10 protein-coding genes, 1 tRNA gene and 1 pseudogene are annotated in these 13,579 nt (G+C 71.4%); 5 read left to right on the forward strand and 7 right to left on the reverse strand.

Annotated elements, in window-relative coordinates:
- Window positions 1-363: 363 nt before the first annotated feature.
- Together AOK16_RS14025 and AOK16_RS14030 are read left to right on the forward strand one after the other, a co-directional pair.
- The gene (locus AOK16_RS14025; protein ID WP_055472599.1) at window positions 364-1,584 is read left to right on the forward strand and encodes an acetyl-CoA C-acetyltransferase; all 1,221 of its coding nucleotides are present in this window, start codon (window positions 364-366) and stop codon (window positions 1,582-1,584) included.
- A gap of 306 nt (window positions 1,585-1,890) precedes the next feature.
- The gene (locus tag AOK16_RS14030) at window positions 1,891-2,823 is read left to right on the forward strand and encodes a hypothetical protein (protein WP_205627681.1); all 933 of its coding nucleotides are present in this window, start codon (window positions 1,891-1,893) and stop codon (window positions 2,821-2,823) included.
- A gap of 38 nt (window positions 2,824-2,861) precedes the next feature.
- On the opposite strand, the gene AOK16_RS14035 is transcribed toward AOK16_RS14030, so the two are convergent.
- Complete coding sequence (locus AOK16_RS14035; protein WP_055472600.1) at window positions 2,862-3,173, reverse strand: hypothetical protein; 312 nt, start codon at window positions 3,171-3,173, stop codon at window positions 2,862-2,864.
- Between the two features lie 123 nt (window positions 3,174-3,296).
- Here AOK16_RS14035 and AOK16_RS14040 point away from each other — a divergent pair, with 123 nt between their 5' ends.
- Window positions 3,297-3,527, forward strand: a complete 231-nt coding sequence (locus AOK16_RS14040) for a DUF4287 domain-containing protein (protein ID WP_055472601.1) — start codon at window positions 3,297-3,299, stop codon at window positions 3,525-3,527.
- 107 nt (window positions 3,528-3,634) lie between these two features.
- On the opposite strand, the gene AOK16_RS14045 is transcribed toward AOK16_RS14040, so the two are convergent.
- Together AOK16_RS14045 and AOK16_RS14050 are read right to left on the reverse strand one after the other, a co-directional pair.
- Window positions 3,635-4,498, reverse strand: a complete 864-nt coding sequence (locus AOK16_RS14045; RefSeq protein ID WP_055472602.1) for a Bax inhibitor-1/YccA family protein — start codon at window positions 4,496-4,498, stop codon at window positions 3,635-3,637.
- Window positions 4,499-4,664: 166 nt separating this feature from the next.
- Window positions 4,665-4,747 (reverse strand) — tRNA-Leu (locus tag AOK16_RS14050).
- A gap of 375 nt (window positions 4,748-5,122) precedes the next feature.
- Between AOK16_RS14050 and AOK16_RS14055 the strand changes: the two genes are divergently transcribed.
- On the forward strand, window positions 5,123-5,917 hold the full coding sequence (locus AOK16_RS14055; protein ID WP_055472603.1) for an ABC transporter ATP-binding protein: 795 nt from the start codon (window positions 5,123-5,125) through the stop codon (window positions 5,915-5,917).
- A gap of 71 nt (window positions 5,918-5,988) precedes the next feature.
- Entirely contained in the window at window positions 5,989-8,541 is a 2,553-nt protein-coding gene (locus tag AOK16_RS14060; protein WP_055472604.1) for an ABC transporter permease, read from the forward strand.
- 101 nt (window positions 8,542-8,642) lie between these two features.
- On the opposite strand, the gene AOK16_RS14065 is transcribed toward AOK16_RS14060, so the two are convergent.
- The 4 genes and pseudogenes from AOK16_RS14065 to AOK16_RS14080 form a co-directional block, all read right to left on the reverse strand.
- Entirely contained in the window at window positions 8,643-9,953 is a 1,311-nt protein-coding gene (locus AOK16_RS14065; RefSeq protein WP_055472605.1) for an SAM-dependent methyltransferase, read from the reverse strand.
- A 461-nt stretch (window positions 9,954-10,414) separates the two neighbouring features.
- Entirely contained in the window at window positions 10,415-11,800 is a 1,386-nt protein-coding gene (locus tag AOK16_RS14070) for an NAD(P)/FAD-dependent oxidoreductase (protein WP_055472606.1), read from the reverse strand.
- A 389-nt stretch (window positions 11,801-12,189) separates the two neighbouring features.
- Window positions 12,190-13,158: a Ppx/GppA phosphatase family protein gene (locus AOK16_RS14075; protein ID WP_055472607.1), complete on the reverse strand. Its 969-nt coding sequence runs from the start codon at window positions 13,156-13,158 to the stop codon at window positions 12,190-12,192.
- Window positions 13,159-13,231: 73 nt separating this feature from the next.
- A pseudogene (locus AOK16_RS14080) lies at window positions 13,232-13,579 on the reverse strand (DUF501 domain-containing protein); the annotation flags it as partial.

The raw sequence follows: 13,579 nt of genomic DNA on the forward strand, positions 1-13,579 counted from the left end.
CGCCGCGACGGCGAGCGACCACCGCGGCGGAGCCGAACCCGCCCGCAACCACGCGCCGCACGCCAGGCCTCCTGCCTATCCGGCCCCTACAGGCCGGGACGCGAGTCGACTCCGCAGCCCCGCGCAGGGGTCTGGGGACGGAGTCCCCGGAGATTGTCCCGCCGCGACGGCGAGCGACCACCGCGGCGGAGGCCGGCGGTGCCGAACCGGCCGTATCCACAAGACCGCGGGGAATACCCACGGCTGAGCGGCCGCTTAGAAAAGAGGCGCTCGTCACACGACACAGCGCGTGACCTCTGGCGTACGGGCGGGTAACTTCCCCCGGAGTCCCGCCGAACCGCCCCGCGCCCCCTTGGAGCCGTGATGCCCGAAGCCGTGATCGTCTCTGCCGCCCGTTCGCCGATCGGGCGGGCCTTCAAGGGGTCGCTGAAGGACGTGCGCCCGGACGACCTGACCGCCGAGATCATCGGGGCCGCGCTCGCGAAGGTGCCCCAGCTGGACCCGCGCGAGATCGACGACCTGATGCTGGGCTGCGGCCTCCCCGGCGGCGAGCAGGGCCACAACCTGGGCCGGATCGTCGCCGTGCAGATGGGCATGGACCACCTGCCGGGCTGCACGATCACCCGCTACTGCTCCTCCTCGCTCCAGACCTCCCGCATGGCCCTGCACGCGATCAGGGCGGGCGAGGGCGACGTCTTCATCTCGGCGGGCGTCGAGATGGTGTCCCGCTCGGTCAAGGGCACCTCCGACGGGCTGCCCGACACCCACAACCCGCTCTTCGCGGACGCCGAGGCCCGCACGGCCGCGCGCGCGGAGCAGGCGGGCACGGACTGGCACGACCCGCGCGAGGACGGCGCGGTCCCGGACGCGTACATCGCGATGGGCCAGACCGCCGAGAACCTGGCCCGCCTGAAGGGCATCACCCGCCAGGAGATGGACGAGTTCGGCGTCCGCTCGCAGAACCTCGCCGAGGAGGCCGTCAAGAACGGCTTCTGGGAGCGCGAGATCACCCCGGTCACCACCCCCGACGGCACGGTCGTCGCGAAGGACGACGGCCCGCGCGCCGGCGTGACCCTGGCGGGTGTCGCGGGCCTGAAGCCCGTCTTCCGCCCGGACGGCCTGGTCACCGCGGGCAACTGCTGCCCGCTCAACGACGGCGCCGCCGCGCTGGTCATCATGTCCGACACCAAGGCGCGCGAACTGGGCGTGACGCCGCTGGCACGGATCGTGTCCACCGGCGTCTCGGGGCTCTCCCCCGAGATCATGGGCTACGGCCCGGTCGAGGCCTCGAAGCAGGCGCTCGCCCGCGCCGGGATGGCGATCGGCGACATCGACCTGGTCGAGATCAACGAGGCCTTCGCGGCTCAGGTCATCCCCTCCTACCGCGACTTGGGCGTCGACCTCGACCGCCTCAACGTCAACGGCGGGGCCATCGCGGTCGGCCACCCCTTCGGCATGACGGGCGCCCGGATCACCGGCACGCTCATCAACTCCCTCCAGTTCCACGACAAGCAGTTCGGGCTGGAGACGATGTGCGTGGGCGGCGGACAGGGCATGGCGATGGTCGTCGAGCGCCTCAGCTGAGCCACGGACCCACCCCGGGGCGGAGTCGGCGGAGTCACCCTCAGGTCACACAGAGCTCAACTCTCGTAACACAGCGCGTCATCCGCGTCCCGACGGCCACCCTCCCGTGACCGAATCTCCCCCAGGATGTGATGTATGTCCCGGGGGAGATCCGTTTGGGCAGGTCAGCGGGGTCGGCGCGGTAGGCCCTGGGACCAAAGGCCTGTCCCTTTCGTGACGTTACGCACTGACAGCGCGCGGTGGCCCACGCCAACCTGATGTAGGAATTCGGGGGAACTTCGACCGGGGAGTACGTCAGTGAGCGCCATGTCCCTTGCCCTGCTGCTGGCCGCCGCGACGGCCACCGCCGTGGGCGCCGCCGCTCTGCACGCTGCTCATGGGCTGCGCAAGCAGCTCTCCGCCCTGCGCGCCGAGCTCGCCGTTTCGGACCGTACCGCCGCCACCTCGGTGCCGGCCGCCCGCACCACCCCCGCCGAGGAGATACGCGCCGCGGTCGCCGACGCCCTCGCCGAGGAGCGCGAGCGCGAACTGGCCGAGGCCCGCGCCTTCTGGGCCGCCCAGGAGGCCCGCGACGCGGACGGCACGCCCTCCATGCTCGGCGGCTTCACCGGCTTCGGTACGGGTCTGGGCTTCGGCCCGGCCGACGAGCCCTCGCTCTACCTGCCCCGCCAGGCCGACTTCGCGGGTCTGGAGCCGATGACGCACAGCGAACTGGCCGAGGTCTCCGAGGTCCTGGAGAGCATCGACGCCGTCGACTCCGCCATCGAGGCCCACGAACGCGCCCACGAGCAGGGCACGTCCGCCACTTCCGCCCCAGCCGAGGGCAGCCCGCAGGAGGCCGGGGAGTCCCCGGACCTGGCCGCCGCCCGCCGCCGCCACCCCTCGCACCCGGACTTCACGCCCGGCCGCACGGCCGGCGCCCCCGGCCTGGCCGACCACGAGCGCACCATGGCCCGCCTCGAGCAGCTGGCCGCGGACGCCACCCCGCTCTCCGACGTTCGCCCCGGCCCGCTGGGCACGCTGGACGTGTACGTGTTCTCCGACGGCACCACGGTCTGCATGACGCCCGGCCACCGCGAGACGGCCGAGCAGCTCGCCGAGGCGCTGCGCGCGGGCAAGACGGCGGTGCTGCTGGGCGGTTCGGGCCTGTCCGGCGCGTACGCCCTGACGTTCGCCTTCGGTGAGGAGCGCGAGGAGAGCGTGTTCGTCCTCGCGGACCGCGTCATCGCCTCGCTCTGACCCGCGGGGCTCCCGCTCGACTGCGGTCGCCGAGCGCCCTAGACGCGCCCAGCGACCTCCTCGACGAGCGCCACGGCCTCCGCCAGTTGACCGGCGGGGGCCGTTCGCATCGCCTCGGCCAGATCGTGGCCCGCGACGGCCAGCTGGTCGGCCACCGCGAACATGCCCGCGTCCGGCATCTCCCGCGGCTCCTGCCCGGGAGATTCCAGCCGGTCCGTCCACGCGGCCAACTCCCTTGCCAGCGCGAGTCCTTCGGCGGCTGCACCGCGCTGCAGCCGGCTCTGCGGGGCGGCCCGCAGGCGGTCGGTGAGCTGGTCCACTGCGGTCACGAGAGGCGTCACATCGAGCACAGCGAGAGCCTATGCGCCGCTGCGGGCCTGTTGCCAACAGGCGAACACTCGGGCACGGTGTCGTGAAGGACCACACCCTGGGCCGCGCTCACGGCCCGGCAATGGACGCGTCCGGAGGCGCCGATGTCCCAAGTCTTCTCCGAAGAGACCCACCGGAACCTGCTCTCCCGTATCCCTCAGTGCACCGGCCGCGAAGTCTCCGACTGGCTTCGCACCGTCGACGAAGGACCTGCCCTCTTCCGTTTCGAGGAGAAAGTGAACTGGCTGCGCGGCGCACATGACCTCGCGTACGGCCATGCGAAAGCGATCATCCACGAGTACGACCTGAGGCGGGCCGCCCGCAAGCTGCTCTAGCTTCGCCCGGCAGCGGCCAACGCCCCGCCCGATCACAGGCCGAAGGGCCCGGAGGCATCGCCTCCGGGCCCTTCGCGGTGTCACGGGTGGTCCCGCGTCACCGGGCGTCAGTCGCCGCGCAGGATGGAGATCAGGCGCAGCAGCTCCAGGTAGATCCACACCAGTGTCATGGTGAGGCCGAAGGCCGCCAGCCAGGACTCCTCGCGAGGGGCGCCGTAGGCGATGCCGTCCTCGACCTGCTTGAAGTCCAGCGCCAGGAAGCAGGCGCCCAGCACGACACCGATGATGCCGAACAGGATGCCCAGGCCGCCGCTGCGGAAGCCGAGCCCGTCACCGCCGCCGAAGGCGGCGAAGAGCAGGTTCACGGCCATCAGCAGGACGAAGCCGATCGCGGCGCCCATCACGTAGCGGTAGAAGCGCTGGTTGACCCGGATCAGCCGGGTCTTGTACGCGACGAGCACGCCGACGAAGACCGCCATCGTGCCGAGCACCGCCTGCATCGGGGCGCCCGCGAACTGCGCGTTGATGGCCCCGCTCAGGGCGCCGAGGAAGAGGCCCTCGAACGCGGCGTAGGCCAGGATGAGCGGCGGCGACGGCTTGCGCTTGAACGCCTGGACCAGGCCCAGCACCATCGCGATCAGACCGCAGCCGATGGCCAGTCCCAGCGGGAGCGCCATGATCCACGCGGCGGCGGCGCCGACGACGACCGTGCCGAGCGTGATGCCCGTGCGCATGACGACGTCGTCGATCGTCATCCGCCCGGCCTGCGGCGGGGCCGCCGGCGGCGCGCCCTGGACCTGGGGGTCCGTGGCGGTGGCATAGGGGTTGGTGGGCTGGGCGTACGGGTTGCCGGTCGCGTACGGGTTGCCCTGCTGGGCTGCGGGGCCCCCGGCCTGCGGCGCGTTGAAGCCCGCGAAGCCGTTGTCGCGGCTGAATCCCCGTCGCGAGAAGACCGGGTTGCTGCTCCTCATCTCACTCCTCCATGGCCGCCCTGCGCGACCTTGCCCTAAGAGTAATGGGTGAGCAAAGAGTGCACCCTAGTGCCGGAGGAGGATCTTTGAAAGGCGAGGCCCCCTACCGCGGTACGAGGCGGTGGGCGGCGCCGGAGCGCGAGGAGCGCGCCCGGGGGATGCGGGGTGCCCGGAGCCGGACTTGAACCGGCACGGCCCGATGGGCCAGTGAGGTTTAAGCTCACCGTGTCTGCATTCCACCATCCGGGCAAGGGTCCCGGACCTACGGTCCCCCCCAGGGCGCGATCAGAGCCTATCCGGGACCTTCGGCCGAACAGCGGGGCCGCAGCCCGAGGTTGTCTGATTTTATGGGCAGCTGAGGAGCCATCAGACCACCGGGTACCGGCGGTAGGCACGACCCCCCAACGATGAAGCCGTTCACCTCCACGGCACGCGATTGACGGAAAGTAGACGCCTTTCGAGGGCACTCGCCCCCGACTCGGGGTCATACCCAGGTATGACCCGGCCCGTCCGCCTACCTCCCTGGGCTCCCCTCAGAACGGGATCGTGGGGTGATCCCCGCCGGTGTTCCGGCCTGGACGATGGACGGGTCCCTTCTCGAAGAGTCCGACAGGAGCCAGACCCGTGACCACCACCACCCCCTCCGGCGTTCAGACCGCCGCCCGGACCACCGCCACCGCCGCGGTGGCCGCCCGCGCAACGGACCTGACGAAGGTGTACGGCCAGGGTGAGACCCAGGTGGTCGCCCTGGACGGCGTCAGCGTCGACTTCCGGAAGGCCGAATTCACCGCGATCATGGGCCCGTCGGGCTCCGGCAAGTCGACGCTGATGCACTGCGTCGCGGGCCTCGACTCGATCTCCTCCGGCTCCGCGCGGATCGGTGACACCGAGCTGACGGGCCTGAAGGACAAGCAGCTGACCAAGCTGCGCCGGGACAAGATCGGCTTCATCTTCCAGGCGTTCAACCTGCTGCCGACGCTGAACGCGCTGGAGAACATCACGCTGCCGATGGACATCGCGGGCCGCAAGCCCGACCAGGCGTGGCTGGACACGGTCGTGGAGACCGTGGGCCTCTCCGGGCGGCTCAAGCACCGCCCCACCGAGCTCTCCGGCGGCCAGCAGCAGCGCGTGGCCGTGGCCCGCGCCCTGGCGGGCCGGCCCGAGATCATGTTCGCCGACGAGCCGACCGGAAACCTCGACTCCCGCTCCGGCGCCGAGGTCCTGGGCTTCCTGCGCAACTCGGTACGGGAGCTGGGCCAGACCGTCGTCATGGTGACCCACGACCCGGTCGCCGCCTCGTACGCGGACCGCGTGGTCTTCCTCGCCGACGGGCGGATCGTGGACGAGATGGCGGACCCCACCGCCGACCGCGTCCTGGACCGCATGAAGGACTTCGACGCCAAGGGCCGTACGAGCTAGCCGCGCGAGGCCCCGCCCTGCCCCTCCTCCCGCGGCCGCCGGCCCAGACCCATCAGGATTGACACTTCCTCATGTTCCGTACAGCCCTGCGCAATGTGCTCGCGCACAAGGCCAGACTGCTGATGACCGTGCTCGCCGTCATGCTCGGCGTCGCCTTCGTCTCCGGCACCCTGGTCTTCACCGACACCCTCTCCCACGCCTTCCGCAGCCAGTCCGCCAAGAGCTACGACGACGTGGCCGTCGCCGTCACCTCGCTCGGCAACGAGTACGACCCCGCGGAAACCCACCCCGGCGTCTCCCAGAAGACCCTCGACGAGATCCGCGGCCTGGACGGCGTCGCCGCCGCGTACGGCCGGGTCGACGGCTTCGCCGGGGTCGCCGACCCCAACGGCAAGTTGATCGGCGCCGGCTGGTCCAACAAGGGCTCCAACTTCGACCCCGGCAAGGACGGAAAGGACTCCGCCTACACCTTCACCGACGGCGAAGGCCCGCTGAAGGCCGACGAGATCGCCCTCGACAAGGACTCCGCCGCCAAGGGCGAGTACAAGGTCGGCGACCGTGTGCGGGTCGCGACCAACGGGCCGGTGAAGGAGTACACCCTCAGCGGCATCTTCACCACCAAGGACGGCGCCGTGAACGCGGGCGGCAGCCTCGTGCTCTTCGACACGGCCGTCGCGCAGGAGCAGTACCTCAAGCCGGGCTGGTACCGGAACGTCACCGTCACCGCCGCCCCCGGTACCGACGACGCGAAGCTCCTCGACGCGGTCGAGCCGCTGCTGCCGGAGAACGCCGAGGCCAAGACCGGCCAGGCAGTCGCGGACGAGCAGGCGGAGGAGATCGAGCAGGGCCTCGGCGCCCTCAAGCAGGTGCTGCTCGGCTTCGCCGGCATCGCGCTCTTCGTCGGCGTCTTCCTGATCTCCAACACCTTCTCGATGCTGGTCGCCCAGCGCACCAGGGAGCTGGCGCTGATGCGCGCGGTCGGTGCCTCGCGCCGCCAGATCACCCGCTCCGTGCTCCTCGAGGCCGGCGTCGTCGGCGCCATCGCCTCGGCGGTGGGCTTCGTCCTCGGCGTCGGCCTCGCGCTCGGACTGCGCTCGGGCATGGCCGCGTTCGAGATGAAGATCCCCGCCGGGCCGCTGGTCGTGACGCCGACCCCGGTGATAGCCGCGCTCGCCGTCGGCGTGCTGATCACGATGTTCGCCGCCTGGCTGCCGGGCCGCAGGGCCGCGAAGATCCCGCCGGTCGCGGCGATGAACAGCGTCCACGCGGTGGCCACCACCAAGTCGCTGGTGGTGCGGAACTCCATCGGCGCGTTCGTCACGGCGGTCGGTGCGGTCGTCATCGTCTGGGGCGCCGGTATGGGCGGCGACGGCGGCCGGCTCCGCATCGCGGCGGGCGCGTTCTTCGCGCTCATCGGCGTGATCATCCTGATCCCGCTGCTGTCCCGGCCCGTCATCGCGCTCATCCGCCCAATCCTCACGGGCCCGTTCGGGGTCGCGGGCAAGCTGGCCGGGCAGAACGCGGTCCGCAACCCGCGCCGCACCGGCGCCACGGCCTCCGCGCTGGCCATCGGCCTGACGCTGGTGACCGGCCTCTCGGTGCTCGGTGTCACGGTCGGCAAGGCCCTCGACAAGATGGCCACGGACAACATCAAGGCCGACTACATGGTCTCGATGGCGAACGGCGGGGACCTCGACCGGTCCGCGGTGACCGCCCTGGAGAAGGTGAAGGGCGCCACCGCGGTCTCGCCGCAGCAGGCCGTGCAGTTCGAGCTCAAGAAGCCCGGCACCGGCGAAAAAATCTTCATGGCGGGGTCGGCGGTCAAGGCCGGCGACATCGAGCGGGTCCTGAAGGTCGACGTCGTCCAGGGCAGCGCCGACTCGCTCGCGAACGGGCAGATCGCGGTCGCCGAGAAGACGGCCAAGAAGCGGGGCTGGAAGGTCGGCACCGCTCTCCCCGTCACCTTCGCCGACGAGAAGCAGGCCACCCTGACGATCGGCGCGATCTACAAGGACAGCGAGTTCCTCTCCCCCACCCTGCTCGACACCAAGGTCGTCAACGAGCACGAGACGAAGCCGTCCATCCGGCAGGTCTTCGTCAAGATGGCGGGCGGCCAGTCCGAGGCGAACGAGAAGGCCCTGCTGGGCGCCCTCGGTGAGAACCCCGCGATCAGGCTGATGGACCACCAGGACATCCGCGACGAGTTCGGCGGCACGATCAACATGATGCTGAACATCTTGTACGGGCTGCTCGCGATGGCCCTCATCATCGCCGTCCTCGGTGTGGTCAACACCCTCGCGATGTCGGTCTTCGAGCGGCAGCAGGAGATCGGCATGCTCCGCGCGATCGGTCTCGACCGGCGGCGGGTGAAGCGGATGGTCCGGCTGGAGGCCGTGGTCATCTCCCTCTTCGGCGCGCTGATCGGCATCGGCCTCGGGGTGTTCCTCGGCTGGGCCATAGGCGAGACCCTCAAGGCGGCCCTCACCGGGTACGCGCTGGTCCTGCCCTGGGACCGGATCGCGATCTTCCTGGTGCTCGCCGGACTGGTCGGCGTCCTGGCCTCGCTGTGGCCGGCGCGCAGCGCGGCGAAGCTGAACATGCTGAACGCGATCAAGACCGAGTAGCCGAAGCGACCGGCCGCCGGCCGAACGGCGGCTCCGCATACGGCCCGAGGGCCGGGTCTCCCCAGGGGAGGCCCGGCCCTCGGCCGCGTGTCAGGGGGGCGTCACTCACTCCACGTACGCGCCCTCAGCGGCATCCGCGCGCCGCCCGACTCCGGGGTCCGCACCGCCAGCACCTGGTTGACGCCGATGCGGTTGCGTTCGAAGGAGACGGCCGAGGCGGCCATGTAGAGCTGCCAGATGCGGGCCCGGCCCGGGGAGGCCAGGCGGACGGCCTCCGCCCAGTGCTCCACCAGGTTCGCCACCCACTGACGGAGCGTCATCGCGTAGTGCTCGCGGATCGCTTCGACGTCCCGGACCTCGAACCCGGCCTCCTCCAGCAGTGCGACGGTCGTGCCGACCGGGGCCAGCTCGCCGTCGGGGAAGACGTAGGCGTCGATGAACTCGTCGACGTGGTAGCGCTCTTCGTCCCCCAGCGGCCGCCGCGCGATCTGGTGGTTGAGCAGCCGGCCGCCCGGCTTCAGCAGGCCGTGCAGCGCGGCTGCGTAGTCGCGGTAGCGCGCGGAGCCGACGTGCTCGGCCATGCCGATCGAGGAGACCGCGTCGTACGGGCCGTCGCGCACGTCGCGGTAGTCCTGGACCCGGATCTCGATCCGGTCCGTCAGGCCCTCGTCCGCGATCCGCTTGCGGGCGTACGCGGCCTGCTCGGTGGAGAGCGTGATGCCCACAGCCCGTACGCCGTACTCGCGGGCCGCGTGCAGCACCATCGAGCCCCAGCCGCAGCCCACGTCCAGCAGCCGGCCGTCCGGACGCAGGGCGAGCTTGCGGCAGATGAGGTCGAGCTTGGCGCGCTGGGCGGCCTCCAGGTCCCCGCCCTCCTCCCAGTAGGCGCAGGAGTAGACCATGGACGGGCCGAGCACGAGCTCGTAGAAGTCGTTGCCCACGTCGTAGTGGTGGCTGATGGCCTCCTTGTCGCGGCGCCTGCTGTGCAGGACACCGCGGCGACGGCGCACCTCCTCGGCGGGCGGCGGGGGCGGCAGTCCGGGCCCGGCGAGCGCGATCAGTTCGCGGGCGGCGGCGCGCAGGCCCGGGTCGCGCAGCGCGGCGAGGCGGGCCGCGGCGCTCTGGCCCTTGCCGGTGCCGGGGCTGCGCTCCCAGAGGAGGCCGGCGAGCCGGTCGAGCACCTCGTACAGGTCGCCCTCGACCTCGATCTCTCCGGTGACCCAGGCTCGGGCCAGGCCGAGTTCGCCGGGGCGCCACAGCAGGCGGCGCAGCGCACGGCGGTGCCGTACGACGAGGGCGGGGGCGTCCGGCGGGCCTGCCTGGCTGCCGTCCCAGGCGCGGATGCGGACGGGGAGCGGGGTGCCCAGCAGTTCCTCGGCAAGGGCGGTGAGCCGCGGCGCGGCTTCGGCCATGTCGTACACCTCCAGGACGGCAGATCGACGGGTGGAACCCTCACTTACGCGAACCCAACGGACTCACGGAATAGTCCAGTTGTCCCGTAAGGGAACGGCAAAAACCACCATCTATCCATACGCCTGCCCGGCGCACGGAACCGCAAAAGGCGCGGGTCCCCTCGCCGGGGAGGCGGTTCCGCGCCGGGGGGCCGACTGCAGCGGCGGCGGAGCACCTTCGGCGGTGGGCCGGGCCCGCGCAGATGACTGGGGCAAATCCACCCGAAAGGCCGCTCGGTGCCGCCCCGATGGGCGGCCTCGACGGGCTGCCCCGATGGTGGCCCCGATGAGTGGCCGGGCGGCAGGAGAGCGTCGGGCGCCCCGCGATACGCCGAAGGGCGCCCGCACCACGGATGGCAGGCGCCCTTCGGCTCTTGGGTTGTGCGGTACGGCTGCGGGAAGCCGCCGTACCCGACCGGAGGTCAGCCGGCCTTGGCCTTCTCCGACTTGGCGCCGGCGGGGGCCGCGGCGGCTACCGGGCGGGCGGCCTCGTAGAACTCCTCGCGGGGGTTCTCCATGGCGCCGAGGGAGACGACCTCGCGCTTGAGGAACGTCGCCAGCGCCCAGTCCGCGAAGACCCGGATCTTACGGTTCCAGGTCGGCACGGCGAGGCCGTGATAGCCGCGGTGCATGTACCAGGCGAGGCGGCCACGGAGCTTGATCTTGGCCTTGCCGACCACGATCATCGCGACGCCCTTGTGCAGGCCGAGCCCGGCCACCGCGCCCTTGTTGGCGTGCTTGTACTCCTGCTGCGGGAAGCCCCGCATGCCGGAGATGACGTTGTCGCCGAGGATCTTGGCCTGGCGCAGCGCGTGCTGGGCGTTGGGCGGGCACCAGGCGTTGGGGTTGCCCGCGGCGCGGCCGACGAGGTCGGGCACCTGGGCGTTGTCGCCCGCGGCCCAGATGTGGTCGGTGCCCTGGACCTGGAGCGTGGCGGCGGTGTCCACGTGGCCGCGCGGGCCGAGCGGCAGGCCGAAGCGGGCCAGCGCCGGGTTGGGCTTGACGCCCGCGGTCCACACGATGGTGTTGGAGTCGACCTCGAGACCGTTGTTCAGCACCACGTGGCCGTCGACGCAGGACTCCATGGAGGTCTTGAGGTAGACCTCGACACCGCGCTTCTCGAGGTGCTCCCGCCCCCAGGTGCCGAGTTCGGGCCCGACCTCGGGGAGGATCTTGTCCGCGACGTCGACGAGGACGAAGCGCATGTCCTCGCGCTTGACGTTGGTGTAGTACTTGGCGGCGTCGCGCGCCATGTCCTCGACCTCGCCGACGGTCTCCGCGCCGGCGAACCCGCCGCCCACGAAGACGAACGTCAGGGCCTTGCGGCGGACGTTCTCGTCGGTCGTCGAGTCGGCCTTGTCGAGCTGCTCCAGGACGTGGTTGCGGAGGCCGATGGCCTCCTCCACGCCCTTCATGCCGATGCCCTGCTCGGCCAGGCCGGGGATCGGGAAGGTGCGGGAGACCGCGCCGAGCGCGACGACCAGGTAGTCGAAGGGCAGCTCGTAGGCCTCGCCGACGAGCGGGGCGATCACGGCGACCTTGCGGTCCTGGTCGATGGTCGAGACGCGGCCGGTGAGGACCTCCGCCTTGGGGAGCACGCGTCGCAGGGGGACAACGACGTGTCGCGGGGAGATGCTGCCGGCGGCAGCTTCGGGGAGGAAGGGCTGGTACGTCATGTACGAGCGCGGGTCGACGACCGTGACGGTCGCCTCGCCGTACCGCATCTTCTTCAGAATGCGACGCGCCGCGTACAGGCCTACGTACCCACCGCCTACAACGAGGATCCTGGGACGCTCCGTGGTGCTCATGACTTCGAGTATCCAGCACCCCAGGTAGGGGTGCTCGTGAGCCCCTTCACAAGCACCCCCACCCCTTCTGCTACACTCCGCCGCCCCCGTGATCGATGCCATACCGGCCGACGGGAACCAACGGGCCGCCCGCCCCGTTGGGCACCCCGCTGAACTGCGCTTGTGGCCGTCCGACGGACTGGACCACCGCCCGCCGGGCGCCCGTTGGAAACACGCCGGAAACACCTCGTGCGAACGCGGAGTTCACCGGTCGGGGGAACCAATCGGACACTTATCCCGGCCTTACGCCCCGGACGGCGGCCGACAGGGCACTTTTTCATGTGAAGAGTTTCACGAAGTTTCTTCGACGCCCCGGCGCGGACCCCTCTCCAGGGGTCGGCAAGCGCTTGTCAGGCCAGGCTCCAGGCGAGCCCGTCGAGGATGTCGTGCTCGCTCACGACGACCTCCTCCGCACCGGTCCGTTCCATGATCGAGAGCAGTACGAGCGCCCCGGCGCCGATCACGTCCGTACGCCCCGGGTGCATGACCGGGATCGCGGCGCGCTCGGTGTGGGTGGCGGTCAGCAGCCGGTCGGTGGTCGCGCGGACCTGGTCCAGGGGGATCCGGGAGTGGTGGATCGCGGCCGGGTCGTAGGCGGTGAGGCCGAGCGCGATCGCGGCGACCGTGGTGACCGACCCCGCGAGGCCGACCAGCGTACGGGCCTCGGCGAGCGGCACGGTCTCCTCCGCGAGATCCAGCGCGGCCTCGATGTCGGCCTTGATGGCGCCCACCTGACCGGGCGTCGGGGGGTCGGAGATCCTCCCGTCCCGCACGAGGTGGCGCTCCGTCAGCCGTACGCAGCCGATGTCCACGGAGCGGGCCGCGCGCACGTGGTCCTCCCCCACCACGAACTCCGTCGAGCCACCACCGATGTCGACCACGAGATACGGCTCCTCGAAACGGTGGGCGCCCCCCGCGAGTTCCCTGGTGGCGCCCGTGAAGGAGAACTCGGCCTCCTGGTCGCCGGTGATGACCTCCGGTTCGACGCCGAGGATGTCCACCACACCGCGTACGAAGTCCTCGCGGTTCTCGGCGTCGCGCGAGGCGGAGGTGGCCGCGAACCGGACGCGCCCGGCGCCGAGTTCGCGGATCACCTCGGCGTACTCGCGGCAGGCCGCGAAGGTGCGCTCCAGCGCCTTGGGCGCCAGCCGTCCCGTGCGGTCCACGCCCTCGCCGAGGCGGACGATCGTCATCCGCCGGTCCAGCTCCTCGAGCTCGCAGGGCGCCCCAGCGCCGGAGGCGCCATCAGGTGCCGTGAGGTCGGCGACGAGCAGGCGGATGGAGTTCGTACCGCAGTCGATGGCGGCCACGCGGGTCATGCGGCTCCCTCCGGGGTGGTGCCGCCGCCCGGACCGCGGCCGCCCGGCCGCCCCGAGGCCCCGGCCTCGGGNNATTGACGCCGGGGCCCGCGGCCAGCGAGTGGCCGACGAGCACGTGCAGGCACTTGACGCGGTCAGGCATGCCGCCCGCGCTCGGGAAGCCTGCCAGCACCTCGATCGCGTCCCGGCGCCGGATGTAGTCCTCGTGCGCGGCGCGGTACGCGGCGGCCAGCTCCGAGTCCTCCTTGAGCCGGGCCGACATGTCCTTCATGACGCCCTCGGCCTCCAGCGTGCCGATGGCGGAGGCGGCGCGCGGGCAGGTCAGGTAGTAGAGCGTCGGGAAGGGCGTGCCGTCCTCCAGGCGCGGCGCGGTCTCCACCACGTCGGGCAGCCCGCACGGGCAGCGGTGCGCGATGGAGCG

Origin of the sequence: Streptomyces pathocidini (genome assembly GCF_001418495.1) — a bacterium.
In the GTDB taxonomy this organism is placed as follows: Bacteria; Actinomycetota; Actinomycetes; order Streptomycetales; family Streptomycetaceae; genus Streptomyces; species Streptomyces pathocidini.